The organism is Salinibacterium sp. 10G20-15 (assembly GCF_057365065.1).
Genome location: NZ_CP195118.1, coordinates 1,247,431 through 1,274,107 on the forward strand (window position 1 = coordinate 1,247,431; position 26,677 = coordinate 1,274,107).

The 26,677-nt window shown below is 61.1% G+C and carries 32 protein-coding genes; 14 read left to right on the forward strand and 18 right to left on the reverse strand.

Annotated elements, in window-relative coordinates:
* Positions 1-6 precede the first annotated feature (6 nt).
* Positions 7-888, reverse strand: a complete 882-nt coding sequence (locus ACR3YK_RS05990; RefSeq protein ID WP_486176295.1) for a helix-turn-helix domain-containing protein — start codon at positions 886-888, stop codon at positions 7-9.
* A gap of 187 nt (positions 889-1,075) precedes the next feature.
* Between ACR3YK_RS05990 and ACR3YK_RS05995 the strand changes: the two genes are divergently transcribed.
* From ACR3YK_RS05995 to ACR3YK_RS06015, 5 genes are read left to right on the forward strand one after another with little or no spacing between them, the layout of a single operon-like run.
* Positions 1,076-2,338, forward strand: coding sequence for an ABC transporter substrate-binding protein (locus ACR3YK_RS05995; RefSeq protein ID WP_486176296.1), 1,263 nt, complete (start codon positions 1,076-1,078; stop codon positions 2,336-2,338).
* Between the two features lie 5 nt (positions 2,339-2,343).
* Positions 2,344-3,255: a carbohydrate ABC transporter permease gene (locus tag ACR3YK_RS06000; protein ID WP_486176377.1), complete on the forward strand. Its 912-nt coding sequence runs from the start codon at positions 2,344-2,346 to the stop codon at positions 3,253-3,255.
* 5 nt (positions 3,256-3,260) lie between these two features.
* On the forward strand, positions 3,261-4,112 hold the full coding sequence (locus ACR3YK_RS06005) for a carbohydrate ABC transporter permease (protein ID WP_486176378.1): 852 nt from the start codon (positions 3,261-3,263) through the stop codon (positions 4,110-4,112).
* The gene (locus ACR3YK_RS06010; protein ID WP_486176297.1) at positions 4,112-6,256 is read left to right on the forward strand and encodes an alpha-galactosidase; all 2,145 of its coding nucleotides are present in this window, start codon (positions 4,112-4,114) and stop codon (positions 6,254-6,256) included. Before ACR3YK_RS06005 ends, ACR3YK_RS06010 begins: the two co-directional genes overlap by 1 nt.
* Positions 6,253-7,134: a hypothetical protein gene (locus ACR3YK_RS06015; RefSeq protein WP_486176298.1), complete on the forward strand. Its 882-nt coding sequence runs from the start codon at positions 6,253-6,255 to the stop codon at positions 7,132-7,134. Before ACR3YK_RS06010 ends, ACR3YK_RS06015 begins: the two co-directional genes overlap by 4 nt.
* Before the next feature lie 38 nt (positions 7,135-7,172).
* Here ACR3YK_RS06015 and ACR3YK_RS06020 read toward each other — a convergent pair whose 3' ends face one another.
* The 5 genes from ACR3YK_RS06020 to ACR3YK_RS06040 form a co-directional block, all read right to left on the reverse strand.
* Entirely contained in the window at positions 7,173-7,562 is a 390-nt protein-coding gene (locus ACR3YK_RS06020) for a PIN domain-containing protein (protein WP_486176379.1), read from the reverse strand.
* A gap of 34 nt (positions 7,563-7,596) precedes the next feature.
* On the reverse strand, positions 7,597-8,409 hold the full coding sequence (locus ACR3YK_RS06025) for an ABC transporter permease (protein WP_100387943.1): 813 nt from the start codon (positions 8,407-8,409) through the stop codon (positions 7,597-7,599).
* A gap of 7 nt (positions 8,410-8,416) precedes the next feature.
* Entirely contained in the window at positions 8,417-9,244 is an 828-nt protein-coding gene (locus tag ACR3YK_RS06030; protein WP_100387944.1) for an ABC transporter permease, read from the reverse strand.
* 103 nt (positions 9,245-9,347) lie between these two features.
* Positions 9,348-10,532: an extracellular solute-binding protein gene (locus tag ACR3YK_RS06035; RefSeq protein ID WP_486176299.1), complete on the reverse strand. Its 1,185-nt coding sequence runs from the start codon at positions 10,530-10,532 to the stop codon at positions 9,348-9,350.
* A gap of 122 nt (positions 10,533-10,654) precedes the next feature.
* A complete protein-coding gene (locus tag ACR3YK_RS06040; protein WP_486176300.1) occupies positions 10,655-11,713 on the reverse strand; it encodes an ABC transporter ATP-binding protein in 1,059 nt (352 codons plus the stop codon).
* Positions 11,714-11,844: 131 nt separating this feature from the next.
* Here ACR3YK_RS06040 and ACR3YK_RS06045 point away from each other — a divergent pair, with 131 nt between their 5' ends.
* A complete protein-coding gene (locus ACR3YK_RS06045) occupies positions 11,845-12,648 on the forward strand; it encodes a FadR/GntR family transcriptional regulator (RefSeq protein WP_486176301.1) in 804 nt (267 codons plus the stop codon).
* 97 nt (positions 12,649-12,745) lie between these two features.
* Entirely contained in the window at positions 12,746-13,450 is a 705-nt protein-coding gene (locus ACR3YK_RS06050; protein ID WP_486176302.1) for a cache domain-containing protein, read from the forward strand.
* A gap of 154 nt (positions 13,451-13,604) precedes the next feature.
* Here the strand turns inward: ACR3YK_RS06050 and ACR3YK_RS06055 are convergent, their stop codons facing one another.
* Positions 13,605-14,186: an NADPH-dependent FMN reductase gene (locus ACR3YK_RS06055; RefSeq protein WP_486176303.1), complete on the reverse strand. Its 582-nt coding sequence runs from the start codon at positions 14,184-14,186 to the stop codon at positions 13,605-13,607.
* A gap of 105 nt (positions 14,187-14,291) precedes the next feature.
* Here ACR3YK_RS06055 and ACR3YK_RS06060 point away from each other — a divergent pair, with 105 nt between their 5' ends.
* Positions 14,292-14,783 (forward strand): MarR family winged helix-turn-helix transcriptional regulator, encoded by a 492-nt coding sequence (locus ACR3YK_RS06060; protein WP_486176304.1) that lies wholly within the window; start codon positions 14,292-14,294, stop codon positions 14,781-14,783.
* 32 nt (positions 14,784-14,815) lie between these two features.
* Here the strand turns inward: ACR3YK_RS06060 and ACR3YK_RS06065 are convergent, their stop codons facing one another.
* The 3 genes from ACR3YK_RS06065 to ACR3YK_RS06075 are packed head-to-tail and all read right to left on the reverse strand — an operon-like array spanning position 14,816 to position 16,390.
* Complete coding sequence (locus tag ACR3YK_RS06065; protein WP_486176305.1) at positions 14,816-15,064, reverse strand: hypothetical protein; 249 nt, start codon at positions 15,062-15,064, stop codon at positions 14,816-14,818.
* Entirely contained in the window at positions 15,061-15,657 is a 597-nt protein-coding gene (locus tag ACR3YK_RS06070; RefSeq protein ID WP_486176306.1) for a GNAT family N-acetyltransferase, read from the reverse strand. The genes ACR3YK_RS06065 and ACR3YK_RS06070 overlap by 4 nt, the downstream gene beginning before the upstream one ends.
* A gap of 43 nt (positions 15,658-15,700) precedes the next feature.
* The gene (locus ACR3YK_RS06075; protein ID WP_486176307.1) at positions 15,701-16,390 is read right to left on the reverse strand and encodes a hypothetical protein; all 690 of its coding nucleotides are present in this window, start codon (positions 16,388-16,390) and stop codon (positions 15,701-15,703) included.
* A gap of 107 nt (positions 16,391-16,497) precedes the next feature.
* Between ACR3YK_RS06075 and ACR3YK_RS06080 the strand changes: the two genes are divergently transcribed.
* Both ACR3YK_RS06080 and ACR3YK_RS06085 read left to right on the forward strand, forming a co-directional pair.
* Complete coding sequence (locus ACR3YK_RS06080; RefSeq protein ID WP_486176308.1) at positions 16,498-16,830, forward strand: PadR family transcriptional regulator; 333 nt, start codon at positions 16,498-16,500, stop codon at positions 16,828-16,830.
* A complete protein-coding gene (locus ACR3YK_RS06085; RefSeq protein WP_486176309.1) occupies positions 16,827-17,438 on the forward strand; it encodes an HAAS signaling domain-containing protein in 612 nt (203 codons plus the stop codon). The genes ACR3YK_RS06080 and ACR3YK_RS06085 overlap by 4 nt, the downstream gene beginning before the upstream one ends.
* A gap of 28 nt (positions 17,439-17,466) precedes the next feature.
* Here ACR3YK_RS06085 and ACR3YK_RS06090 read toward each other — a convergent pair whose 3' ends face one another.
* The 4 genes from ACR3YK_RS06090 to ACR3YK_RS06105 form a co-directional block, all read right to left on the reverse strand.
* The gene (locus tag ACR3YK_RS06090) at positions 17,467-18,549 is read right to left on the reverse strand and encodes a CU044_5270 family protein (RefSeq protein WP_486176310.1); all 1,083 of its coding nucleotides are present in this window, start codon (positions 18,547-18,549) and stop codon (positions 17,467-17,469) included.
* A complete protein-coding gene (locus ACR3YK_RS06095; RefSeq protein ID WP_486176311.1) occupies positions 18,515-19,096 on the reverse strand; it encodes an RNA polymerase sigma factor in 582 nt (193 codons plus the stop codon). The genes ACR3YK_RS06090 and ACR3YK_RS06095 overlap by 35 nt, the downstream gene beginning before the upstream one ends.
* 88 nt (positions 19,097-19,184) lie before the next feature.
* Positions 19,185-19,856: a DUF1700 domain-containing protein gene (locus ACR3YK_RS06100; protein ID WP_486176312.1), complete on the reverse strand. Its 672-nt coding sequence runs from the start codon at positions 19,854-19,856 to the stop codon at positions 19,185-19,187.
* Complete coding sequence (locus ACR3YK_RS06105; protein ID WP_341618939.1) at positions 19,853-20,191, reverse strand: PadR family transcriptional regulator; 339 nt, start codon at positions 20,189-20,191, stop codon at positions 19,853-19,855. The genes ACR3YK_RS06100 and ACR3YK_RS06105 overlap by 4 nt, the downstream gene beginning before the upstream one ends.
* 146 nt (positions 20,192-20,337) lie before the next feature.
* Here ACR3YK_RS06105 and ACR3YK_RS06110 point away from each other — a divergent pair, with 146 nt between their 5' ends.
* Genes ACR3YK_RS06110 through ACR3YK_RS06120 form a run of 3 tightly spaced genes read left to right on the forward strand, consistent with a single transcriptional unit; the run spans position 20,338 to position 22,767 of the window.
* A complete protein-coding gene (locus ACR3YK_RS06110) occupies positions 20,338-20,622 on the forward strand; it encodes a helix-turn-helix domain-containing protein (RefSeq protein WP_486176313.1) in 285 nt (94 codons plus the stop codon).
* Positions 20,619-21,947 carry a type II toxin-antitoxin system HipA family toxin gene (locus ACR3YK_RS06115; RefSeq protein ID WP_486176314.1) on the forward strand — a complete coding sequence of 443 codons (1,329 nt, stop codon included), beginning with the start codon at positions 20,619-20,621 and terminating at the stop codon, positions 21,945-21,947. Before ACR3YK_RS06110 ends, ACR3YK_RS06115 begins: the two co-directional genes overlap by 4 nt.
* A gap of 7 nt (positions 21,948-21,954) precedes the next feature.
* Entirely contained in the window at positions 21,955-22,767 is an 813-nt protein-coding gene (locus tag ACR3YK_RS06120) for a shikimate 5-dehydrogenase (RefSeq protein ID WP_486176315.1), read from the forward strand.
* Positions 22,768-22,794: 27 nt separating this feature from the next.
* Here ACR3YK_RS06120 and ACR3YK_RS06125 read toward each other — a convergent pair whose 3' ends face one another.
* Positions 22,795-23,343: a DUF7010 family protein gene (locus ACR3YK_RS06125; protein ID WP_486176316.1), complete on the reverse strand. Its 549-nt coding sequence runs from the start codon at positions 23,341-23,343 to the stop codon at positions 22,795-22,797.
* Positions 23,344-23,604: 261 nt separating this feature from the next.
* On the opposite strand from ACR3YK_RS06125, the gene ACR3YK_RS06130 reads away from it, so the two are divergent.
* Positions 23,605-24,165 carry a hypothetical protein gene (locus ACR3YK_RS06130; protein ID WP_486176317.1) on the forward strand — a complete coding sequence of 187 codons (561 nt, stop codon included), beginning with the start codon at positions 23,605-23,607 and terminating at the stop codon, positions 24,163-24,165.
* A 22-nt stretch (positions 24,166-24,187) separates the two neighbouring features.
* Here ACR3YK_RS06130 and ACR3YK_RS06135 read toward each other — a convergent pair whose 3' ends face one another.
* The 3 genes from ACR3YK_RS06135 to ACR3YK_RS06145 are packed head-to-tail and all read right to left on the reverse strand — an operon-like array spanning position 24,188 to position 26,184.
* Entirely contained in the window at positions 24,188-24,796 is a 609-nt protein-coding gene (locus tag ACR3YK_RS06135) for a class I SAM-dependent methyltransferase (RefSeq protein ID WP_486176318.1), read from the reverse strand.
* 13 nt (positions 24,797-24,809) lie between these two features.
* A complete protein-coding gene (locus ACR3YK_RS06140; protein WP_486176319.1) occupies positions 24,810-25,466 on the reverse strand; it encodes a nuclear transport factor 2 family protein in 657 nt (218 codons plus the stop codon).
* Positions 25,366-26,184 carry a hypothetical protein gene (locus ACR3YK_RS06145; protein WP_486176320.1) on the reverse strand — a complete coding sequence of 273 codons (819 nt, stop codon included), beginning with the start codon at positions 26,182-26,184 and terminating at the stop codon, positions 25,366-25,368. Before ACR3YK_RS06145 ends, ACR3YK_RS06140 begins: the two co-directional genes overlap by 101 nt.
* Positions 26,185-26,677: the final 493 nt, after the last annotated feature.

The following is a 26,677-nucleotide window of genomic DNA, read 5'->3' on the forward strand; positions in this document are numbered from 1 at the left end:
TCCGCGCTAGCCGACTGCCGGGCCGCCGCGGTTGCCTGCACGGTAGGCCCGCGGAGGAACACCGTGAATCTTACGAAATTGCCGGCTGAAGTAGAAAGGGTCGGTGTAGCCGACGGCGGCCCCGACTTCGGCAATGGCCAGAGTTGTCGTGTCGAGAAGCTCGCGTGCTCGAGACATCCGTGCCTGGGCTTGATAGTCGATAACCGAATAACCGAACGCTCGCCGAAACTCTGCCGAGAAGTGAGACGAGCTGAGATGGGCGATCGCTGCTAGCTCGGCCACACGGATGTTGTCGGTCAGGTGGGTGCGGATGTGTTCCGCAGCTTTCTGGATCGCCATCCCTGTTGTCGTTAACCCTGACTGATCCGCGCCCACCAGTGCGAGTAGATGCCACGCGGCGCCGGCGGCGCGCAGCATGTTTCGCGTCGTGAGGTCGGTCTCGATCGCGCGCATTATTTCGCTGAGCAGGCCGGCGATCTCATGGAACTCAATGGGCTGGATGATGGGGGAATCGACCGCGATTCCAAGAGCTGCGCGAAGGTCGGGGAGGCCCGCTCCGGCGAGGTGTGCCCATCGTAAAGTCCATGGAGCATCAGAACTTGCTCCATACGAGTGGGGCTCTCCCGGGGGGAGCAGTACAACATCTCCTGCGCGCACCACGAAGCGCCCTTGGGGGGTCTCGCACCACCCTTCGCCCTCCATGCATGCCAGCACGACAAGCTGATTAATTGGAGAGTCCCTCACCATTCCATGCATCTTCGCGCGAGGAAAGTAGCCGCAGGCGGTAACCACGATTGATGGGTTAACGGCCGAGTGTTCAAACTCCTGAGTGCGGGTTCGGGGCAGCACAAGAATGCGTTGTCCGGGGAAGCCGTCGGAGATCAGCATGCTAGTCAGGGTAGCCTAGATCAGCGATTCGTCCAGTTATCCCGGTCGATCGTTCTTCCCGTCGGCTGTCCAGCGCGCCACACTGGTGGCAGAAGAACCGCGACTGAACTGCAATCACTTGATCATCAGTAGCGCACACATCCTCGATCCCGTTGGGTATCGGGCCTAAACGAAAGTGGAGTCAATGATGACCCGAAAGCGAAGTCTCCATAAGGCGATCACGCGAACGCTTGCCGTTGGCATCGTCGCAATCCTCGCTGGATGCACAACTGCAACGAGCACTAATGGCGGGTCGGGTGACCTCGTGCTGCAGTCGCTGTTCACCGGAGCAGAAGAAGACGGGATCAATGCGCTCGCGGATTCGTTCAGTGATCTCAGCGACAGCGCGGTCACCGTCAACACGATCCCAACGGAAGACTTCCGTGCTCAGCTTCCGACCTACCTCTCTTCCCCCACGCCGCCAGACGTACTGACATGGTTTGCCGGCAATTCGACGCAGGTGTTTGCTGACCAGGGCGCTTTGCTCGATGTAAGTGATGTGTGGGAGGACAACCTACAGGGCTACCCCGAGGCGCTCAGGGAGCTGAGCACGGATTCCGCTGGCAACCAGGTGTTCGTGCCCGTGAAGTACTACTGGTGGGGCATTTACTACAAGAAGTCGCAGTTCGCTGAACTCGGTGTTGAGGTTCCGACGACGTGGGACGAGTTCCTCGACGTGGCAGCGAAGATCGATTCGCAGGGTGTCACGCCGCTGGGTATTGGTCTTGCCGACAACCCCTGGTTGGCATCTGCGTGGTTCGACTATCTCGACATCCGGATCAATGGCGGCCAGTTCCATCTCGACCTGCTTGCGGGAAAGCACAGCTTCGAGGATCCCGAGGTTGTTGCGGTGATGGATGCCTACGCTGAGCTTCTGCCCTACTTCGACGAAGATGCTCTCGGCGTCTCGTGGAACCAAGATCAGGCCAACTTTGCTCAGGGTTCAACGGCGATGACTCTCACGGGTGCCTTCTTCCAAGAGATGGTTCCGGATGACGTACGAGACGATCTCGGATTCTTCCAGTTCCCGATCATCGACCCTGACGTTCCCGTGGTCGAAGAGGCTCCGGTAGATGGCTTCATCGCCAGTGCCGGCGGCAAAAACCCTGAGAAGGCCAAGGAACTACTGGCCTACCTCGCTTCCGCTGAAGCTCAGGAACTCTTGCTTTCGAGCCAGGGCGGTACAGCCCTTGCGGCCAACCCTGAGGCTAATGCTCCGGAAGATGAACTCGCTAAGCAGGGTAAGGAAATGATTGAGTCGGCAGCTCAGCTCACTCAGTTCTTCAACCGTGATGCTGGCGAATCACTCCAGCCGACCGCCGATGCGGCGCTCACGGAGTTCTTCTCGCAGCCAGAGAAGGTGCGCGACATCTTGAAGTCATGGCAAGCAGCCGCAGAAAGGGCTCGTTGAGCAGTATGAGCACGACAACGCCAACAGTGGCGACCGGCCGGCGGTGGGTATCGTTCCCACCGCCGGTGGTGTTGCTGCTCCTTGCAATCCCTCTGGTTATTGAGCTCTCCGGCGTCTTCTTGCCGGCTGTTCAAGGAGTAGGTCTATCGTTCACGCGATGGAACGGACTGGGTGAACCCGAGTTCGTTGGGGTCGACAACTACGTGAGCATGTTCGGTGATGACATTTTCATCACTGCACTTCGCAACACCGCGTTGTGGTTGGTGTTCTTTGGTGGGATCTCCTTCGTTGCGGGACTCGCCGTTGCAGTGCTCCTCCAGTCGGAACGGCGCGGCGTCACGATCTATCGTGTCGCGCTGTTCTTGCCGGTGGTTTTCTCGTTCGTCGTCACGGCCCTGATCTGGACGGCCATCTTCCAACCCGACGGACTCATCAATGGAATCCTTGAGGCTGTCGGCCTTGGCGATCTTTCGCGAGTCTGGTTGGGCGACCCTGACACCGCGCTCTTCGCGGTGATCATCGCCGCGCTGTGGCGAGAGATCGGTTACGTCATGGTGCTCTTCATCGCGGGACTTAAGTCCATCGACCAGAGCACCCTCGAAGCTGGCCGTGTTGATGGAGCTAACTATCTCCAACGCTTTCGCTATATCGTCTTCCCGCAGCTGAGGAATGTGAATCTGGTCGTGCTCTCGGTCATCATCATTGACTCGTTGCGCTCGTTCGACATCGTGTGGGCAATGACTCGCGGTGGCCCATTCCACAGCACGGAGCTACTCAGCACCTACATGTTCTCGGCCGCGTTCCAACAGCGATCGCTCGGATACGCCTCGGCGATCAGCGTCATCATCGTCGTACTCGCACTGGGGTTCATTATTTCTTATCTCAGTCGCGCTCTCTCGGAGGAGAAAGAATCGTGAGCACCATGACAGCTACTCCGCTGCGCCGGCGGCGCGGGGGTCGCCTAGCGACCGCTAGTTTCCACACCGTCGCCATCACGCTCTCTGTGCTGTGGTTCTTCCCGATCCTCGTTGTTATCTCGACCTCGATTCGTCAGGCCGAGGATGTCGCACGCAATGGAATCGCGAGCCTTCCGCAGTCGTTTACATTCGCGAGTTACGCCGAGGCGTGGGAATCGGGCGGACTCTTCCAGTCGCTGATCAACAGTTTCGTCGTGACGGTTCCCGCGGTCGTGCTCTCCATGGCGCTTGCTTCGGCGGCGGCCTACAGCCTGAGCCGCTTCCGTATCCCGTTCCGGCGCACCATCTTGCTCATCATGCTGGCCGGCAACCTTCTGCCGATTCAGCTTGCGCTCGTGCCGGTCTCGCGCATCAGTCAGTCGCTCGGGTTCTATGACCAACTCGCTGCGGTCATTGCGGTGCAGGTTGCGTTCGGCGTCGGGTTTTATACGTTCGTGCTGCATGGCTTCATGCGTTCGATCCCGGGCGAGATTCAGGATGCCGCGTCCGTCGACGGAGCGGGACCTTTCCGCCTGTTCTGGCAGATCATCCTTCCGCTGGCCCGCCCGGCGCTTGCAGCGCTCTCTGCACTCTCCTTCACGTGGATCTTCAACGATCTGCTGTGGTCGGTGACCCTGCTGCAAACGCAGTCGAAGCTGCCTATCACCGCTGCCGTCTTGTCACTCAACGGACAGTTCGTGACCTCCTGGGCTGTCGTCGCAGCGGCGACGGTTATCGCCGCCTTGCCCTGCATCGTGGTGTTCCTGATTTTCCAGAAGCACTTTGTTAGCGGCCTCACTCTGGGATCGGTGAAGTAATGAATGACATCGTGACGCCTCTGCAGCCCGGCACTCAGTGGAAGCTTGACACGCGCGCAAGCACCTATGCCTTCAGCCTTGTGGGTGACGGTTCGGGGATTGTGCTCGACTACTGGGGTCCGAAGCTTGCCGGTGCGGTTCCGCAATGGAACGAGCCGCTGCATCCCACTAATTTTCGCGCTCGTCACGACCAAGCTCCTGTGGAGTTCGCGTCGGCGGGTCAACGTCACTCGAATTTCTCCGAACTCTGGGTCGAGGAATCATCCGGTCGCACAGGGGTTTCGTGGAACTTTGAGTCATCGCGACCGTTGACGAACGCAATTGCTGGCAGCGAGACCACCGGCATCACCGTCGTTTTCGGGGATCCCACGGGCGCGCTCGCGCTCGAGCTCGACTTCGAGACCAGCACGAGTTCGGATGTCGTGCGCCGTCGTTCGCGAGTAATCAACCGTTCGTCGTCAACCACTGTCGATCTCACTCGTGCACTGAGCGCCGCGTGGAATCCGATTGTCGGAGACACTGCCCACGTCGAGTTTTTGGCGGGGGATTGGTGCCGAGAATTTCAACGTCACAGCACCAGCCTGAGCCGCGGCACGTTTGCGATCGGCAGTCGCCACGGTGTGACGAGTCACAGCTTCAGTCCCATCGTGATGGTGCAGCCCAGCGATGAACGAGTGGCGGGCGAACGCTTCGGCATCGGCCTGGAGTGGAGCGGCAATTGGTCGATCACCGTTGACGCTGAGCAACCTGGCCCGAGAGTTCGGGTGTCGTGCGGTATTGATAGCGACACAACGACGATCCAGTTGGAGCCCGGGCAGTCGTTCGAGGCGCCGGTATCGATTGGGGTGTGGAGTGCGGGTGGCGCAGAGGCACTCGCGGAGAAGTTGCGCGCGTATCACCGCGGTCGTGCTCGCAGCCTCAGCGCTGAGCACCGCCCTATTGTGTACAACTCCTGGTACGCCACTGAGTTCGACGTCACCGTTGACCACCAATTGGCCCTTGCCGATCGTGCCGCCGAGATTGGCGTTGAAGCGTTCGTGGTGGATGACGGTTGGTTTGTGGGTCGCACCACTGATCGAGCGGGTCTGGGTGACTGGTTCGTCGACCCGAACAAGTTCCCTGCTGGGCTTGGCGCCTTCGCTCAACAGATTCTCGACCGCGGGATGCGCTTTGGGCTGTGGATCGAGCCCGAGGCCGTGAATCCTGACAGCGACCTCTACCGCGAGCATCCGGAGTGGGTGCATGCTGATGATCGTCGTTCCCCACAGATGCATCGCAATCAGTTGGTGTTGAACTTCGGCATGCCCGAGGTCGTGGAATGGATGAAGAACACGCTTCGCCGGATTCTCGATTCTGCTGAAATCACCTATCTCAAGTGGGACATGAACCGTCCCATCACGGACGGCATGAACCCTGATCCTGCGCTCAACCGTTCGTGGTCGGTGGCTCACACTCGCGGGTATTACGAGGTCATGCAGATGATTCGCGACGAGTATCCGCAGGTCACTGTGGAAGCCTGTTCGGCGGGCGGTGGTCGTATCGACGGCGCCGTTCTTGCCCTCGCTGACGTGGTGTGGCCGAGTGACGAGACGGGTCCCCGGGATCGGCTCGCCATTCAAGACGGGTACCTCTCTGCCTACCCGGCGCACGCGATGAGTTCGTGGGTCACGGATGAAGCGGGGCTGAACGATCAGTCGGGCGTTAGTTTCGAGTTCCGTTTCTTGCTCGCGATGAGTGGCGTTCTCGGGATCGGTGCCGACATCCTTCAATGGACTCCGGAACAGCGAACCAGCGCTGCCGCTTTCATTGAGCAATACCGGAGTATCCGCCAGACAGTGTTCGAGGGCGAGATAGTGCGCCATGGCACGCCACAATCGCGCACTTATTCATTGGAGTACGCGATCGAGGGCGCTGCGGATTCCCCGCTCGTGTTGTTTGTCTTCGATCGTGCGCGCGACCGCCAGCTCGGGGTGGATTCCGACCCCGTTGTAGTCCGCAGCTCTCTTGCCCGTACCGGTCAGAACTACCGTGTGCGGTCGACCGAGCAGGTGATCTCGGGCGAGGTGTTTCGCACTCTCGGCATTGAGGTACCGTTCACGGTCGCGAACGATGCTGACCTGATCGTGCTTGACCCGTGCGAGTGAACCACACCGCTGCCGCCTATTCGAACGATGCGACACCAGTGCCGACACAGTTTGTGTTGAACGCGGGCGGCGCCACGATGAGGCTCGAACAACGGGGCGCCCGTATCACTTCGCTTGTGAGTGCCAGCGGCCGGGAATGGTTGTCCCAATTGCCGGGCACCCCGAGTGCGGCTGAACCGCGCGGTGTGCCCTTTCTCGATAACGGCGTCTCCGGCTGGGATGAGTGTTTCCCCACGGTGGATGAATGCACTTTCGAGGGAACCACTATCGATGATCACGGCGATGTGTGGAACCGCGACTGGACTGTTGATCACGCCGATGCGGAGTCTGTGACTCTCAGCGTTGAGGTTCCTCAGCTCGGTGTGACCTTGTCCCGGCGCATCGGCGTGCGCGCTGATTCGTTCAGTTTCGAGTACACCGTCACTGCCAGCGATTCACGGGTTCCCTTTCTCTGGGTAGCACATCCGCAGTTCGTGAGCCCACCCGGCACCACCGTCGAGCTGACTGGTAGTGAACCTCGCTTCGTGGAAGCCGGCCGATTCCCGGCAATGACGCCCATCGAGCACGGCCCTGTGTTTGGCATCGATGCGCTTCAGGCGGGAGCGTCACAGAAACTGTGGGCGCTTCCGGATACACCCGTCACAGGGGCAACCATCAAGCATGCGGATGGCGGCGAGCTCACGCTGCGGTGGAACCATGGCGTTCCGTACTTTGCGCTGTGGCTCGACAACGCTTGCTTCAGCCATGAAGCAGTGATCGCACTTGAGCCGGCCAGTGGTCACGGAGATTCGCTCGCCGTTGTCGCGCAAACCGGGCGGGTGCGCCAGGCTCAACCACTCACACCAGCACGCTGGCGTATGGAGTTGAGCCTCAGCTAGCTCGCACCGAGCATCCGCTCATCACGACAGCGACGGTGCTACTCGGGAACGAACTCTTGACGCACGGCACCGTTGCTCGCGCTCTCGATGTAGCCGAAATCGTGGTCACTATTGAGGATGATCGCGTCGTTCACGACCGCATAGGCTGCGATCAGGCAGTCGAAAGCACCAGCCGCGCGGGGGCGTCCGCTTGTCCAGAGAGCGTGTTGGATCTCTAATGCGTGGTTGGTTGAGGGGTGATCGAGCGCGGGAAGCAAATATTCCATGTCTTCACGCAGCTCTGCGTACTCGGCCTTCGTTCGAGCCGAATGGCAGTACTCCAGCACTTGTGGCGGGCACGTCATGATGAGGTGCTGAGGTGAAAGCGCTCGCAGTCGTGCCGCTATGGTCGTGCTTCGAGCGGCTCCTCTTTCTATATATTCGAATATAGATAGAGCCGCCTAGGTGACGAGCCGGTAGAAACTATTCGCGCTCGTCGGCTCCGCGGGCGAGGCGTTGCGAGACCCACACGGGAATGAACGAGGCGAGAATCACGACGGTCGCGACGACGTTGACGAGGGATGCCTCGTTGGGTCGTGCCATCTGGTTCATGATCCAGAGTGGCAGGGTGTCGACGCCGGGCGGGGCCGTGAAGATCGTGACAACGACCTCGTCGAAGCTCAGCGCGAACGCGAGAATCGCTCCGGCGACGAAGGCGCTGCGGAACTGCGGGAACGTCACGAGCCGGAAGGTTTGAAGCGGCGTCGCGCCGAGGTCGCGGGAGGCTTCTTCGATGCTGGGGTTGATGCGGCGTAAACGGGCGAGCACGTTGTTGAAGACCATGACGATGCAGAAGGTGCCGTGGGCAATGATCATGCCGAAGTATCCGACCTCAATGCCGATCGGCTCGAGCACCTGGTTGTAGGTGTTGTTCAAGGCGACACCGGTGACGATGCCGGGCAGAGCGATCGGCAGCACGACGAGCAGGTTCACGGTCTGCTTGCCGAAGAAGGTGTAGCGCTGCAGGGCAAAGGCCACGAGCGTGCCAAGGATGAGCGCAATCACCGTGGCGCCAAGGCCGACGATCACCGAGTTCAGCAGCGCAGCCCGGATGGGTTCGCTCACGAATGCCTTCTCCCACCAGATGGTGGAGAACTCCGCGATCGGCCAGCTCGACAGGCGAGCGGCGCTGAACGAGTTGATGACCACCAAAAACAGTGGGATGTACATGAACGCGAGGGCAATCGCGACGATAGTGCCGAGGGTGAACTTGGCGCCGAGGGAGAGTCTCAACATGGCGGCATCACATCCGTTCCAGTGCGCCGGTGCGCTGCACGCTGACGAGATAGATGACAACAAAGGCGATCGGCACGAGCGAGAACGCGGCGGCGATCGGAGGGTTCAGGTTGATGTTCGAGGCGATGATGCTGCCGATCATCTGGGTCGAGCCACCCACAAACTTGGCGGCGATGTAGTCACCGAGGCTGAGGGAGAACGTGAAGATCGAGCCGGCAATGATCGCGGGCCTAATAAGAGGAAGAACGACAGTGCGGATCGTGAACCCGGCACCTGCGCCCAGGTCCGACGAAGCGTCGAACAGATTGGGCGGCAGCTGACGGATCGCGGTGTACACCGGCACCGCCATGTACGGCAGCCACAGATAGGTGAGCGTCAGCACGACGGTGACGATGCTGAAGCCGGGGCCGCTGATACCGAGCGGGCCGAGCATCGAGTTGAAGAAACCCTCTTCGGTGAAGGTGATGCGCATGGCGAGAATCTTCACGAGGTAGCCGGCCCAGAGCGGCAAAGTGATCGCGACGGCCAGAATGGCGCGCAGCTTGGGCGAAGCGACCTTCGCCATGAAGATGCCGAGTGGAACGGAGATTAGGATGCTCAACACCGTGACCGCGAGGGCGATGCCTAGAGTGCGCAGCGAGGTTGACGCATACGCGGGGTTCGCGATGATCTGCTCAAAGTTGCGGAGGGTGAAGCCCGGCTTCACCTTGGAAGTAAAGGGGTCGGTCACCCAGAAAGCCGTCACGAGAAGCATGACGAGCGAGAAGATGTAGATGCCGATGAGCCACAGCATGGGCAGCGCCAGCAGAGCCGAGAGTTGCGCGCGGCGATTCATGGGAGTCCGATCGATTGGTGCGTGTGGGGAGTGCAGCTCGTAAGCTGCTGGTCGAGCGAGGGACGAGGGGTGAGCGAGCGAGGCCGCCCACCCCTCGGGCTAGCTAGCTCTTGACGGAGAGCCAGGCATCCGTCCACTGCTGGAAGTTCGTGCAGGTGACGTCAGTGCGACCATCGATGCACTGCTCGATGGGGGTGGTCCAGAACCAGACGTTGCTGAAGTACTCTTCGTCGGTTGCGTTGAAGTACTCGCAGTGTGCTGCGGCTTCGTCGCTCGTCTCGCAGAAGGCAGCGTTGGCGGGAGCCATGCCGAAGTTGGTGGCGATAGCACCGTTCACGTCAGCGGAGCTCGTGTAGTCGATCCACGCGTAGGCGCAATTCGGTGACTGTGACTCGGTGGCGATCATCCACGCGTCCGACCAGCCGGTCGAACCCTCTTCAGGAAGAACGCTCTTGAACTTGTCGTCGTCAGTGAGCTTGCGCAGGATCTCCCACGAGGTGCCGAGCGAGGTAGTTCCACCGGCGAACGAGGTGATCTGAGCGGCAGGGTCAGCCCAGTACTCGGAGACGATCTTGTTCTGCTGCTTGAGCAAGTCGATCGCAGCGTCAAGCTGATCCTGGTCAAGGGCGTACGGGTTCGTGATGCCGAGGTCAGGCTCGTGAGCCATCAGGTACACGGCGGCGTCAGCGATGTAGATCGGTGCGTCGTACGCGATGATCTCGCCGGCGTAGGGGCTGTCAGCTTCCCACGCAACATCCCAGCTCGTGGGCTCTTCGGTCACAACATCGCTGTTGTACTGCAGGATGTTGGCGCCGCGGCCGATCGGAACGCCATACGACTGGCCGTTGATGGTGTCATAAATCTGACCCTTCATGCCCTCAACGATGTCGTCACCGAAGTTAGGAATGAGGTCGAGGTTGATCGGCTGAACGTCGCCACCGGCAATGAGGCGAAGGCTCGCGTCACCCGAAGCGGAAACGAGGTCGTAGTCGCCCGTGCGCATGAGCTGAACCATCTCGTCGCTGGTGCCAGCAACGCGACGGTTGACCGTGCATCCGGTTTCTGCCGTGAACTCGTCGGACCAGGCAGGCTCAACGAAGCCACTCCACGCGACGATGTTGACTTCGCTTTCCATCTCGCCCAGTTCTTCGATCATGGGGATGTCGGGAACGTCGATGCTGAGGCCGCCGGCAGCAGTGCTGGTGCCGTCGGTGTCAGCGGAACAGCCGGTGAGGGCGAGAGCGGCAACGGCGATGAACGCTGCGCCGGTCATGATTGTGGATCTCATGATTACTCCTTGGTGTGATTGATGAGTGCTGAATTGCGTGTGTGCTGCGTGTGCTGCGTGTGCTGCGTGTGTTGTGGCTGGCCCGGTTGTGCCGGAATCGCCGGTGTTGCAGGGGTGATCTGTTAGCCGATCTGCGAGGCGTGATCGGTGGTCCATTCGACGCGCACCCGGTCGCCGCGCCCGAAGGCGGATTCGGCGGAGGGGTGATGGTCGTTGGCTCGTTCGGCAATCACGCGCACACCCGATTCGGTGTCGACAAGAAAGCGCGTGGTTGGTCCGGTGTAGACGGTTTCTGACACCGTGCCGAGCAGGGAGACGGTTCCGGCGCTCGCCGCGGTGTCGGCGGTGAGCAGGCGCACACGTTCGGGGCGCACGCTCGATTGCACGCCATCCGCAGACAGTTCGGCGGGGATGAGGTTGGAGAGCCCGAGGAACTTCGCGACAAATTCGGTGGCCGGGAATTCGTAGACTTCGCGGGCGGTGCCGACCTGCTCGACCCGGCCGTTGTTGAAGACGGCAACGCGATCGCTCAGGGTGAGGGCTTCTTCTTGGTCGTGGGTGACGAAGATGAACGTGATGCCGACTTCGCGCTGAATCTGTTTGAGCTCGATCTGCATTTCTTCGCGCAGTTGCTTGTCGAGGGCGCCGAGCGGCTCATCGAGCAGCAACACTTGGGGCCGCAGGATGAGCGCGCGAGCCAGGGCGATGCGCTGGCGTTGGCCACCCGAGAGCTGGTGGGGCAGACGGTCGGCCACGGCCGAGAGGCGAACCTGCTCGAGCGCGACGCCGACCTGGGTTGCCCGTTCGGCGCGGCTGACGCCGGCAACGCGCAGGCCGTAGCCCACGTTCTCGGCGATCGTGAAGTGCGGGAACAGCGCGTAATCCTGAAAGACCGTGTTGACCTGGCGGGCGTGGGGCGGGACCTGGGTGACGTCGACTCCGCTGAGGTGGATGTTGCCGCTCGTGACGTTCTCGAAGCCTGCGATCATCCGCAACACGGTGGTCTTGCCCGAGCCGGAGGGGCCGAGCATCGAGAGAAACTCGCCGGGCTTCACGTCGAGGTCGAGGGCTTCGACGGCGGTGAAGTCACCGAAGGTCTTGGAAACACCGGCGAGGCTGACGGCACCGGGCGCGGGAGCGGAATCCGTTTCGGACGGGGCTTGCTGAGCGGACGCGTGCACGAAGGACTCCTTGGAACGACGGTGATCTCTGAGTGAGAGTAAACCTATAGAACCAGAGTTCATATTTCAAGCGTGTGTCCAAATCGTCACAAAAGGGCAACGGCTCAGGTGATCGGTGCGAGAATTGAGCAATGCACTCGACCGACTCGGCAGACGCGCCGCGAAAAAGTGCGGTGGTCGCCGATGACACCGCACGCTCTCGCGATGCCTCGAGGCCTGGCCGCTTGCAGGGTGCGCTCTTTCAGTCGATCGGTGATGCCGGTCGCGCCGAGCTCGTGGAACGCCGTCTCGCCAGTGCAATTACGGGCGGCCATCTACGGGCGGGGGAGCGTCTTCCCTCTGAAAACGACCTCGCTCGAAGCTTCGGCGTAGCGCCAACAACCGTGCGCGAATCCCTGTTGGCTTTGCGCAGCCAGGGTCTCGTGGTGACTCGTCGCGGTCGCAATGGCGGCAGCTTCGTGGCGGACTCAGCCGACCCGGTAGCTCACGCGCGCACCTCGTTGGCGGCAACATCCCGCGTCGCCCTTCGTGATCTGGGCGCCCACTATGCCGCCATCACGGCTGCGTGCGTTCGCTTGGCTGCGCGCCGAGCGGTGCCCTCCGAAGTGCAGCAAGTGCGTTCACGCCTGGGTCGTCTCGACGAGTCAGATCTCGAACAGTGGCGCAGCACCCTCGACGATGCGCAGATCGAACTCGTCGCGCTCAGCCAATCGGCTCGCCTCACGCGGGAACAGATGCGATTGCAGGCCGAGATGTCGCCGATGCTTCGCCTGATCGACGTGGATGAGACATCCCGTCGGGCTCAACCCGTGCTGCTGGCCAGTGTGGTGGATGCCGTTGAAGCCGGCGATGACCACGAAGCCGTTGCGGCCACCGAACGCATGGTGGATGCCGTGATCAACGCCCTCATCAATCTACAGTCCCAATCACGGTGAACTAGCGGTGCGGGGCATCTGGTGCATAGGATGCCACGAACAGGATCAGTCAGAGTAGGCGGCACCCGATGATTACCAGCCAGAGCGCGGCGCAGCGATGACGACAGTAACGAGCACGAGCACAGCAGCTCGCGCGGCGGCCATCGTCTCGCAGTATTTCAGCGCCCCGATTGCCAGCCTCGAAGCCACCGCAACCCAGCTCGGCACTGAGCTCGCGGCATCCGGAAGTCTCGGCCCGCTCTCGTCTCAGCGGCTTGATGCGCTGGTCGAACCGCACGCTCTCGCGACGGTTGCGCTGCCCGATGTTCACATCTACGGCGCCGGGTTTATTGCGGCAGTCGGACTGCTGACGGATGAGCGTAACCACCTTTCGTGGTGGCAGGGCGATGACCCCAAGCGCCTGCTTTTGGCCGCGCAGTCGGTGAATAAAGAGCACATCGATTACAGCGAGCTTGAGTGGTTCCGCGTGCCAATGGAGACCGGCCGTGGCCACGTTGCCGGGCCCTACGTCGACTACCTCTGCAGCGACGAATACACGATCACAATCGCTGCTCCCGTGCACATTGATGGCACGTTCGTCGGCGTCGCTGGCCTCGATTTGCTGATCGATTCGGTCGAGCGGCAACTGCTGCCGAAGCTTGCCGCACTCGGCGACAAAGTGACCCTCGTCAATAGCGTCGGTCGTGTCGTTATCTCGACGGATGCGAGTCACGCTACCGGCGATGCCGTGCGTGCCGGAGCACTTGCTGAACTCGCGTGCACTGCGTGTGAGGGCGTCGCGCTGGAGATTATCGCGGAGTAGTTTGGCGCAGAGTTCGCCGGCTTCGGTCCCCGGTCGCGATGGTCGGCCGCGATGGTTGGTCACGATGGCCGACCGCAACCTCCGGCAGCGACCCCGAACGCACAAACGGCCTCCCGGTTATCCCGGAAAGCCGTTTGAGGGGGTGTGCGTGAGCTTAGGCGGCGGCGGTGGCCAGCTGCTCGGTGCGAACGGATGCCATTCCGCGGGTCCAGGCGGTGAGCTGGTCGACCATCGGGGCGAGCGTGCCGGCGTTCTGCTCGGTCGGTGCGAAGACGCTGAAGTTTTCGAAGTCGGTGAACAGCGAGAACATGACGGAGCGCTGCACGTGAGCGACCTGAAGTTCAGAGAGCACTCCGCGCAGGTGCTCGACGGCGCGAACGCCACCCATCGAACCGTAGGAGACGAAGCCGGCGGCCTTGTTGTTGAACTCAGCGTTCAGGTACGACAGGGCGTTCACGAGAACGGGGCCGGCGCTGTGGTTGTACTCGTGGGCTACGAAGATGAAGCCGTCGAACTCGCTGATCTTGGCTGACCACGCCTTGGTGTGGTCGTTTTGGTAGTTCTGGTACGCCGCGGGGTAGGGCTCGTCGAGCATCGGGAGGTCGAAGTCGGCAATGTTGACGAGTTCGAACTCAGCGTCGTCGCGGGTCGAAACCTGGGCGAGAACCCATTCGGCTACGGACTGGTTGACGCTGCCGGGGCGGCTGGCGCCCGTGATGATCGCAATCTTGGTCATGCTGTATCCCCTTAGGACGAGTTTTGTTGACGTGTCACTAAAGATGTTGTCATATCAACAATAAAGTGTCAAACTAAATCTTGCGAGTGATGAAAAGAGGCTGTCGTGACGAACGCACGAGAAATGGATGACCGCGAAAACGCCGTGTGGCGCGGTTTTGTGAGCGCAACGCAGCAGCTAGTTTCGTCTCTCGATAAGCAGCTGGTGCAGGATGCACAGCTCTCCGGCCCGGAGCACGCGGTGCTCACAGCTCTCGCCGAGCACGCCGAACAATCGGACACTCTCGTTCGCGCCCGCGACCTCGGATTGTCCCTGGGCTGGGATCGCAGCCGACTCTCTCACTTGCTCAAGCGGATGGAAGCCCGCGGCCTCCTTGAGCGCACAAGCTGCCCCTCGGATGCGCGCGGCCTAGACGTGCAGATCACCGCCGCGGGTCTCGAAGCCGTGCGGCAGGCAGCATCCGGCTATACCGAGTTTGTGCGCACGCACTTCTTCGAAGTGCTGACCCCGGACGAGCAGGATGCTCTGGCCTCGGTCAGTCGCAAGATCAAGTCCACCCTCGAGCCGCAGTGCGATTCGGAGGGCCCCACCTCGTAGTTGCGGATGCGTCCGAAGCGCATCGCGTGCGCCTATTCGGGGATTTCGTCGATCGGTTTCTGGCCGGAGCTGATGGCGAGGGCTATCAGCGCGACCACTGAAATGGCGAAGAGCGCGAACCCCGCAACGGTCGCAGCGGCGACCCAGTCCGCGGCCCAGATCGGGTCGAGTCCTTGCTCTTCGCGGAGGCGGTAGTTCACGCCCTCCATCACAATGAGTGCAACCGCGGTGATCAGCCCGAGGCCGCCGATCACGGAAAACCAGACGATGGCGCGCTTCACTGGGCATCGCTTCCGGCAGCGGCAGCAGTAGTCGCAGCGTTGCTCGACTCTGGATGCTGCCCTGCTGTTCCGAGCGTCTTGGTGAGAACTTCAAACTGCAGGTCGTCGCGCCGCGGGGTGCCGACGCGCTCATCGCCATACGGGAATGGCTTCGTTATTCCGGTGCGCACGTAGCCGCGGCGTTCGTAAAACGCGATGAGTTCTTCCCGAACATCGATCACTGTCATCTGCATCACGGTGACGCCCCACTCGCGAGCCGCGTAGTTCTCGGCCTCGGCGAGCACCACGGATCCGAGACCGCTGCCCTGCTGAGCGGGATCGACCGCGAACATCCCGAAGTAGCCTTCGCCGTCGACATCCGCCACGTGGGCGCAGGCCACAAGCTGGTCGACGCGCTCTGCCAGCAGGATGATCGAACGGTCCCGCGATAGATCCGCTTCCAACGCTACGGCGTCGATGCGCTCGCCATCGATCAAGTCGGCTTCGCTCGTCCATCCGGTGCGGCTAGCGTCGCCCCGATAGGCCGACGTGACCAGCACAACCAGGGCGGGGATGTCTTCGGTCGTTGCTGCGCGGAACGTCAGGGTCGTCATGGCAGCAGCTTAGGCGCGAGCATGCTGCGGAATCTCATCTTTCTCATTTCTGCGGGTTGCGACTGGCGAACTCCAGCGTGATGAACGGGAGCTGCTCGCGGGCAACCACGGCGGTGAGTGTGCCGCCGCTCGCGAGTTTCGCCCCCACCGCGTACACAAAAGGATCGGTGTCGATCTCGACGCCAGGCACCATCTCTCCGTCGATCGCGACGTCAATCGGTCGCGTGATCCTGCGCTCTGGCAAGCGTGTTGGCGCCTCCCCGTCGTGCGCGCTGAGTCCGAGTTCTTCGCGGAATTGATTCATGAGGATGTAGTTGGCGTGTTGGTTGAGGAGGAAGCCGGGGGCGCTCAGCTTTGATTCTTCTCGGTGCCAATGCGTCTGCACCGCTTCCCACAGCGACGGATACCGCATCATGTCGACCCGCTCGATCAACCATTCCGGCCGTGGCAATGGTGGCACCTCTGCGATTGCGCGGCGAGTTCTGTCATCAAGCTCAGCAAGGTTTGCGGGGTCAGCCTTGTTGACAGGATTTCGCCACAGGGTGGCTGAGATGCTGGCGGTCATGGAGGAATAGCCGTCGCTGTCGGTAGCGAAGCTGACGCCAACATCCGTCACTTCTAATGAGGGTTGTGTCGTGAACTCGATCACCGGAACTGGCATCCGTTCCAGCCGCTCAGCATGCTGCACCCGTGGGTCAGGCGCGTCTTCGGGAAGAACTCCGGCGAAATGCATGTTCTCATCGTCCGCTAGCGCGCGATTAATGACAAGTACTCGGGAAAAATGCACCTACGACCGTCAGCGCCTTGAATTAGCGTGCGATGCAAGCTAGCGTGTAATGCATGACAGCGGATGTGGGCACTCAACTCCGAAAGGGCGTGGTCGAATACTGCGTGCTTGGCTTGCTTTCGCGCGAGCCGATGTACGGCTGGCAGCTCTCAGAACGGCTGGTTTCCGCGCACATGATCGCGAGCATCGGCACGCTCTATCCGATGCTTTCGCGGCTGCGCAGCCAAGGGCTCGTCACGACCTATGACGAGGCTTCTGCCTCGGGGCCGGTGCGCAAGTACTACCAATTGACCTCTCAAGGGTCAGCGCAACTCGAAGCATTCCGTCTCCAGTGGGAGCCGTTTGCGGCGACCGTTCTTCAATTCGTGGAAAAGGAAACACAGTGACCAACGACACCCCACTCGTCACCCGCGACTATCTCGCACAGCTCGAGACGAACCTCTCGGGCGTGCGACCCGACGTGCGCGCAGAGATTGTGGCGGGCATCCACGAAGAACTCGATGGACTCGACACCGACGCGGCGGCCGCACGGATCAAAGACCTTGGCGACCCTGCTTTCATCGCAGCCGAAGCGAAAGCCGCCACAGCCGATGATGTCCCGCCAAGCGCATCGCCGGCCGCGCCACAAACAGAGCCGGTGCCCAGTCGAGCGCTTCCGATCACCGCAGTATTGCTATTGATAGTCGGCACGTTTGTGGTCCCCATCATTGGCCCGCTTATCGGGTTGGTTCTGGTGTCGTTCTCGGTGGCGTGGTCGCGACGAGAGAAGATCATCGCTTGGCTGACTCCGCTGGCGGCGTCAGTGGTGTTCGGCGGTGCGAACGCGATTGTCAACGCGATGCAGACCTCAACTGTGAGCGAGGGAGTGAACCCCCTGGTTCCCTTCTCGGGCCTGGGTGGATGGCACGTGATTATCTTGCTCCCCTACCTAGTGCTTCCCCTTATCGGAATCGTGCTCTTCGTGCGGGCCAGTCGCAGAAACTGGCAGATCTAGGGGCAGCTACGAGTCGCTGGGTTAGCGATCATCCACGGTCGTCGCACTCCCCGCTGCCGAGGCCGCCAACCGGGCGACCGTTACCGCACACGCTTCCCCCGACTGGTGCGGAGTCGACCACACTGGATGTCACCGCTGTCCACCCGACAACTTCTCCCGCAAAGACGGGCACGAGCTTGCTGTCGAAAAGTTGAATCAGGCGTTCGCCAATCAGCAGGCCCGTCTCGGGGTCGATGACGATTTCATGCAGATAGCCATTTTTGTCTTCGATACCAAAAGCCATGCCCGTGCGCCCATTGAGCGTCGCTGCCTCCTCGGTGATTTCGACACCGGGAATCCCGGCAACAGCACGGTAGAGTGCGGCGCGCAGCTCTGCGGGAACCGCCCCCGTGCGCAGAGTCGCCGAGATGAAATCAAACGCCTGGTAATCGACACCAGGTCCTTGACCCGCGGTAACACGGTAGACGTAATTGAGGAGCTGCTGAGGGTCACGCGGCAGTTCAGCGAGACCCAGATCTTTGGGCTCCCCGTTATAGAACCGCCCCTCGGAGGCACGAATTACTTCTTCGACCGACCCCTGTTCTGCTGCCCATTCTTCAACTTCGTCCTCGAAGCCAACGCCAAAAACCTTGATCGCCTCGCTCGGCTCGCGAACCCACACCCAGTCGTCGCCGTAATCTGCGGGAATGTACACCTGGCCATTCTGGGTTTCCAAATAGGCGATGTTTTCCCAGTCCGCATTCTGCGCCTGGATCACGTAGACCGCCTCTGTATCGATCTTCAGATACTGGCCCGGCCCGACTACGGGATCGGACGTTTCGATAGTTGCGGCCGCAGCGTCGCTGAGGGCGGATGCGGCAGCGGCATCCGCCCCACCGCGCCAGCCGGCCAATCCGAGTACGTTCGTGAAGACCAGAGTCGCCACGAGCGCTCCGGTGGCTAAGGCAGTCGTGCCACTCAGCAGTGCAAAGCGTCTACTAGACCTCGACTTGGGGGCCGTCGGCCGTGACCCGATATGTTCGACCAAGCCACGACGGCCCCGGCTGAGAGCACCTTCTGACGGGTCAGCAACATTCTTACCGAATGCTTGGAGCTGTTGAAGTTCGTCCACGATCCACCTCCTGTGCTGGCGTGATGCCAGCGGATAGGCGCAGCACTCGCCGCGCGCGATTGAGACGTGACCGAACAGTCCCGACGGGAATGTTCAAGGCGAGTGCAACGCCCTCATAGTCGAGGTCGCCCCACGCGTACAGCAGCAGCGCATCCCGGTCGCGAGCAGGCAGCTTGCGAATCGCTCCCGCCAAAGCGCGAACGGAGATGTCCGCGTCGAGGCGATCATCGTGATTCTCAACGACCGTCGCCGGTGGCCCAGAAGCCACGACCGCACGCAAAAACCGCGCCTCAGAACCCCGATGTTTACGGATCAGCACTGTCGCGATTCCGAGTAACCACGGCAGAGCACTCTCGAAGGCGCTATCGAAGCGGTTTCGCCGCTCGAACGCCACCAGAAAAGTTTCGGCCATGATGTCATCCGCTGTGTCAACGCCCGCTCGCCGTGCCGCATACCGATAGACGGATGTTGCATGGCGGTCGTACATCTCAGCAAAGACCGCAGGGTTATCCCACGACCTCCGGATGATCTCGTTATCGCTAGTCACACTAGGTATTGCTCCCTAGCTTGAATTAAGTTCACGATTGGTTCCTCGGGCGAGCGTAAACCAGCGGAGAAAGTCTCCTAACGACGGCTCAGTCGCGTGTGGTTTTAGCTCGCCCGGCCCGAAGTACCGCGGGCGCCCGCACGAGTGCAGCGACAAGCAGCGCTAGCGCCGGCGCATGGATGACGAGCACCGTCTGCCAGCCAACCAGAAACGGGATGACAACCGCGGGGAAAGAAGTCGGCCATCCCGCAGCGCGAAAGACCGTGACGAAGCTCAAGACTGCGATGAAGTAGCCCACGTAGAGGGCGGTGCAGAATAGCGAAATTGGCCACCACGAGGTCCAGCGTGCGAAAAGCTGCGGGATTATCAGCACGAACAACGGGATGAATTGAAGAAAAATCGAGAACCTGAAACCCACAGGAACGATTTGCGTCAGTCCCAGCAAGGCCACAATCGTCAGGGGCGTGTAGATGGCGGCGGTAATCAGTTGCAAGCGTTTGGAAAGCAGCGATGCGGGCGGGCGGGCGACTTTCCCGGCGGTCAAGTCGTTTTGCTCTAGACCCGATCGCGCGATATCGCTGGGGGCGCCGATGGATTCACTAAACGGTCTCGGGTCATCTTGGGCGTCCTCGAGATGTTCGTTGACGTCTCGAAAGATGTCCTCGCGCAAAGCTGGCGGCAGCACGGCTAGTTCTTTGTTGAGAACTTTCACGTAGTCACGCTGCTCGGCTGCGCGGTCATGGAGGGTGGTGGGTGTCATGGCGTCGTCTCCAGTAGTTCGTCAACGGTGTCCCGAAGCGGAACCCAGGCCGCTCGGAATCCGTCCAGGCGGGCCCGGCCCGCAGGGGTGAGTGTGTAATACCGCCGTTGGCGCCCATCCGCTGGATCGCTCAACTCTGTGTCAACAAGCCCCGTGGTGCGAAGTCGCGAAAGCAACGGATAGAGCGTTCCCTCGCTGGCGATCAGCCCTCGTTCGCTCAAGCTGTGCGCAAGGTTGCGCCCATAGCCGCGTTCCTTCGCCAGCGCAGCGAGAACGGAGAACTCGAGTACGCCCTTCCGTAGGTTGGTGAGGATCTTGTCCTCGTCGTTGCTCATGGGCTTACAATACCTTGCATAACAAGGCCTTGCAATGCTTGGTTACGAAATCAAATGCTATGGCCTGAGGGAGACAGTTCAGTAATGCCATAAAAGTATCGGTTAGTCGTGTTTAATGATACTTTTATGGCGTTAAGGGAGGTTTCGTGGCCTACAACATCAAAAAGCAGCAGGAGACATTCGGCGATTCTGTGCGCGCATGGCGGATGGTGCAGGGGCTCACTGCCCAGCAGGTGTGCGAACGCGCTGACATCTCTCTCGTCACCTTGCGCAAGCTGGAACGCGGCGACGGCTCGGTTCGACTCGCAACAGCGTTCCAAGTTGCGCGCGCTCTCGGCATCCTCGACAGCATTGTTGATGCGGCTGATCCTCTGCGCACCGATCTTGGTCGTGCGCGCGCTGATCTCGTGAATCGGAAGCGCGTGCGATGACTGACGTCGAAGTTTACGTAAACAGGGAGGGCGCGCCGGTTGTTGCAGGCGTTGCGCACTTCACTCGCGAGCGCCAGAGGGTCACGACCACGTTCACGTATGCAGCGAGCTACCTCGCTGACGGAAAGAACCGACCGATAGATCCGGGTCTGCCGCTGTTCTCAGGAAACCAATACGTGCCACGGATGCCGGGGGCGTTCGGAGACAGTGCCCCCGACAGGTGGGGACGAAACCTTCTCACGCGTCGAGAGCGACAGCTGGCTGCGGAAGAGAAACGGACTGCCCGAACCTTCGACGCGGTTGACTTCCTCTTGGGCGTCAATGACGAGACCCGACAGGGTGCCCTGCAGTTCTCGAAAGTTGGGAGCAGGGAGATGCTCTCTCCGCGAGCCGACGTGCCGAAACTTGTCGAGCTTCCGGCTCTGCTGCGGGCAAGCGATAGCGTCGCTGCAGATAGCGACGGTACCGACGCGTACAAAGTGCTTCTTGCAGCGGGAACCGCGTCGCTTGGTGGTGCGCGCCCGAAAGCGTCAGTGCGGCTCGCCAATGGTGCGCTTGCGATAGCGAAGTTTCCGCACGCCCACGATGAGTGGGATGTGATGGCGTGGGAAGCACTTTCACTCGAACTGGCAGAGCGTGCTGGCATTTCTGTTCCCCCTCGTGAACTCGTGAGGGTCGGCGGGCGGCATGTACTCCTGGTGCAAAGATTCGATCGGGCAGACACCGGCCGAATCGGTTACATGAGTGCAATGACGATGATGCAAGTTCAGGATGGCGCGTCAGGGGACTACATAGAGCTGGCTGAGACGCTCGCTGACCACTCGGCCGCGCTCGCCAAAGACCGGCTGGATCTGTTCGACCGTGCAGTGCTGAATGTCGCCCTCCACAACACCGATGATCACCTGCGAAACCACGGACTAGTCGATACCGCGGGCGGCTGGAGACTGAGCCCGGTTTTTGACATCAACCCCAACCCTGCGCTAGCTGAGGTGCGTGCCACATCGATCGCCGGCGCCATTTCTGCCGCCGATGAGGGCGCGGGCCTCCGGGAGCTTGCGTCGGCCTGCGGCCTTAGCCCCGCTGAGAGTCGAGAGCGCATTGCACGCGTGGTGACCGCTGCCGAGTCGTGGCCTCGGGTTGCCAGCGAGTACGAGATTTCTGATTCGGAGCAGCAGAAGATGGCGACTGTGCTTAACGAGCGCATCGCGATGCTCCACGAGTTATCAATGCCAGGTCAGCCGACCGCCCAAGCCGATGCAGGCAGCGCCCCTCGGGGTAAAACCACACGCAAGTCCAATTCCGGGTCGTTCGCGCCGCGACCATAATGGGTCAATGCCGATCCTCAATAAAGACATGACCGTGTGCATTTCGCTGGCCGCACGACCCTCCAACCTGGGGACGCGGTTCCACAACTATCTGTACGAAGAACTCGGCCTGAACTTCATCTACAAAGCCTTCACGACCAGCAACATTGAGGATGCCATCGCCGGAGTCCGTGGCCTGGGCATCCGGGGTAGTTCCGTTTCGATGCCGTTCAAAGAGGCAGTGCTTGAGCTCGTGGATGTTGTCGAGCACTCGGCCGCAGCGATCGAGTCGGTGAACACGATCGTGAACAATGACGGCGTGCTCACGGCATCCAACACCGACTATGAGGCCGTCGCCGACCTGATCGCACGCCACCAGCTCGACCCGTCTTCGTCGGTGCTGGTTCGCGGATCGGGTGGCATGGCCAAAGCGGTCGTCGCTGCCTTCCACGGTGCCGACTTTGCTGACGTGACGGTGCTCGCCCGCAACATCGAGGCGGGCGAAGCGCTCGCCACGAAGTATGGCTACCGCGCCGTGAGCGTCGACCCGCAGCCCGGCCACGCGGTGATCGTCAACGTCACCCCGCTCGGGATGGCGGGCGACGCCGCCACCGAACTCGCGTTCACGCCCGACCACATTCGCGCCGCGCAGACGGTGTTCGATGTGGTGGCGTTCCCGGCCGAAACTCCGCTCATTCGGGCCGCTCGGGATGCCGGAAGGCTCGTCATCGCGGGCGCCGAAGTCATCGCACTCCAGGCTGCGGCGCAGTTCGTTCGCTACACCGGCGTCACGCTGACGCCCGAGCAGATCGCTCGTGCTTCGGCATTCTCGCGGGGGTAAGGCTCAAGCGCTGGGCGCTCTCGAGGGCTAGTCACCTTGAGGTCCGGTTGGTTTCCCCGCCCGATACAGAACGGGCACGAAGACAGCGAATATTCCCGCTCCGATCCAGCCGCTAATCGGCGCGATCGCGGGGACGAAGAACAGGGCGATTGTTCCCACGAGAACGAGCGCGCCAGCAAGTGCCGCGAACGACTTCATCCCGTAAAGCGAGATGAAAGTGAGGTAGTGGGCGCCGACGATGATCAGCGAGGCTGGGAAGAACAACTCGGGGGCGTAGGCACCTAAGGCAATCGCGACGAGAAGCCCCAGTGGATTTGTGAACGCTGACTGCATCGCGAGCCCGATCGAGGGATGACCCTTCGGAAGTGCGCTCTCGCCCGGTGTCAGTTTGAGGACTACGGCGGAGAGCGGAAAAATCAGCATGCCTCCGAAAAAGAGGGTGACCATTGCAGCCTCCGGCGACACAAGAAAGTAGACCGCGTTTGCGGCGGCCCACAGAATCGCCGAAACCAGCGGACCGCTGTAGCCGCCCCGGTAGATTCGGCGAACATCCGCTTGTGCCTGAGTTATCGTCATGCTCTATTGAAGCAGGTAATCTCGTCGCTTCCCCGGCGAATGACCACTATCGAGCCGCAACTCACGAAGGGATGACGCCCGTCATCTGCAAGGCGGGAAAGATGACGGCGGGCGAGCTCGTCATCAGATTCACCACGAAGTGTGAGATCGCGATGGGCATGAGCCGTTTCTGTTTCTGAGCGATCAGCGCTGAGTCGGTTTAGTAGGTGACGGGTGCTCAAATTGTAGTCATAATGGGGATTCATAACGGAGGTGTAATCGATGGCGCTCCTCAAAGCCCACAAGACCTCCCGGCTGCAGCTCGCATTGCTTGGCATCGAGGCGGCTATGTTCGCGACTGCACTCATCGTCGCTCAAATCGGCAGTTACGGGGTGATGTTTGCGCTCTTCCCTCTCCTGTGGTTGATCGCCGCGGTGGCGTTGATGGCGGGCGTTTCCAATGAGGGCGCTCGTACCGCGCACACCACGGGCGCAGGAATTCTCGGTTTGGGCGCATCACTGGGGCTGCCCCTGTGGGTGTTTGGAGTCACGCTTACGGTTTACCCCGATGATGTGGAGCGAGCATGTGCCGAAGCTTTCGGTAAAGCAGGGCTCAGTCAGAGCCCGGAGATTGTGCGGAGCCTGGTGCCACCGGGCCTATTTTGTGTGCCCGAGGGCGGCGGATCGGCTCCGATTCTCGCGAGCTCGGCATCCGATCTGCTGGTGGGTTTGGGTATCCTCCTTCTCATCATCGCGGCGTTGGCCTGCGCAGTTCTTCTCAGTGCTCGTGCGCTGGATTCAGCAGTGAGTGAAGGCGGGATGCGTTCACCCGCCGCACGGTGACGGCGGGCCTGCGGGAACCTCGTCAGGACCCGTCGCGGGCAAGTGCAACGATTGCTCCCTGGGACCGCTCGCCCGGCGAACGCCTGACCTGCGAAGTGTCGACGTCGAAGCCCGCCGCGCTTAGCTCGTCACTGAGCGCATCCACCGACCATCGGTAGGCGGGAGCGACAGCGTGCGCGAACTGCTCAACAACGGGTCCTTCGAAGAAACCAACAAGCAGGGTGCCGCCGGGGTGCAGCGCGCGGCGAAATTCTTGCAGGGGGAGCTGGATGTCGGTGGGCTCGTGGTGGATCAGGGAGAACCACGCGAGCACAGCAGCTACCGAATCGTCTGGCACTTTTAGATCGTTGAGGGACCCGGCCGCGAAGGCCACTTCGGGGTAGGTGCGCCGAGCGCGCTCGATGAACTCGGGCACTAGGTCGATACCGTGGGCCGCAAGCCCCAGCTCGGCGAGGAAATTCGTCCACTGGCCCGGACCACAACCGGCATCAATGACGCCGCTGCCGGGCTCGATGCCGCGGGCCCACGCCTCGACCAGCTGACGATCTTGCGGATGCACGGCATCCATCGATCCGAACCGCTCGACGTATTCCTGTGCCCGAAGTGAATACGCAGCGCTGACTTCATTCATCACGATCCTCAGCTTAGGTGGCAGGGCTCGCCGGATCGGGCGCAGAAAGAGCGACAGTCGTCAGGATGCTCGCGGTGCGTTTCGTGAAGCCCCAGATGCCGTCGCGCCGCTCGAATTCATCGCGGTAGCGGCCCCCGCTCAGCACAGTGGATCCGTCCGCGAGAGTGGTGAGTGCGGCGACATCGTGCTCGCCCGTGGCGTGGTCGCCGTTGATGTCGTAGCGGGAGTTAGAAGTCCAATGCTGCATGTTCCGGAATGTCTCCCACTGGTGTGCAACCGCCGACATGATCTCTGGTCGTCCGCAGAAGACGTGTGTGCCGACATCCCAGACTGCGTCCTCATGCCAAACCGAACTGAACAGCGCAGCGTCCCGGGAGTCGGCCCCGCGACAGTACAACGCTGCAAGGTCTTCCAAGGCTGCTCGATCTTCTAGCAGCCGCACCCGTTGCTCCAGAGTCATGCGGATGAAGCTACCACCGAACTGGCGCTCAAACACGGCGTTCGGACGGAAGACTCGACTCAAGCTGCGACACGGTCGCTCTGGTTGTCTCAGTGCTGTTTTCGCCGATTTAGGGTTTCTGTGCGAGAAGCTCAACCACGCGTGATCGATCATCGATCCATGACGCGAAATCCACATCGAGGTATCTCGCCACGGTGAGGAGGTCGTCATAACGGGCGGTGAGGTCAATCGACCAAATTCGATGATGGTGACCAATCCGGTTTCGGAAGTCACGCAGGCGAGCTACCGGTTCTTGCACGGTTTTCTGGCCCCGGTTGGGACTGTTGGGGAACGCCCCGGCAAGATCCGGCCATAAGAACAGTTGGCTTTTCGAAACCATTTGGTGCCAAAACCCGAATGAGATTTCGGAGATGATTTGCCCGGTGCTCACGGGCATGTTGTTGCGCCTGACGCGCTCTATCGCGATCGCAACATCTTTGTAGGGCTGCTTGTGCTGGCGTGGCCCAAAACGGTCGCGGCCGAGCTCCTTGGCGTCATCAAATATCCAGTGCCCGGCCCGGCCTTTGCCCTCATGGATAGACGTCAATTCACTGTCAATGGCGTTTCGCAGACCGACTTCGAGAAAGCTCAGGGATTCCCAGAGCGCAGCAGAGACAGCAGCGTTCCACTCGTAGAGCCTCGCTACCGCAACTGGATCACCTTCGCATGCATCGAGGTAATGCTGCAGTCCCGCCGATGCAAAGTGCTGTTCATAGAACGACCACTGCTGAGAGTTGACCACTGACCCGCTTGCCTTTAGCGTTGTTTTCAACACCCCGGATCCGTCCCTGTAGTCCTCGTGAGAGGACCGGTCACACGGCCGGGGTTCTGCTGTTAACGATCCTGCCACTCCAGTGCTCTTCGCCGCCGGAGTCTCCACATCGCTCATTAGCGGCAAGCCTCCACTGCGATTGAGTAGCTATTCCCGCACCGAGACCGAGACCGAGACCGAGACCGAGACCGACACCGACACCGTGAACTCGCTGTTGCGTCCCGCCTGGCGGGTGAGGCCGACCGTGCGGTTTATAGGTAGTCGCGATACCCGAGGTGGGTGTTGAAGACCGCCCACAGCGTGGCCGAGGTTGAGGTTGAGATGTAGGCGCCTGCCGACGGCCTGGTGAAATTGAGTTATCGCGCCGGTCGTACGGCAATTGGTTCAGAGGCAGTCTCGGGGGAATTAAACAAACCAGTGCACTCAGAAAATGACAACCGACAGCGTACGAGAGAGTCGCCCATTTGCTGTAATCGGTAGTCAATGGCGGGAGAGTAAGAAGGCGGATCCTGCGGGATGCCGACCATCCACGCAGGACTGGGTGATCGGCTGTCGGGGTGGGGCCATATGGCGCTGCCTCACCCATCCAGAAAGTCAATCCGATCGGTCG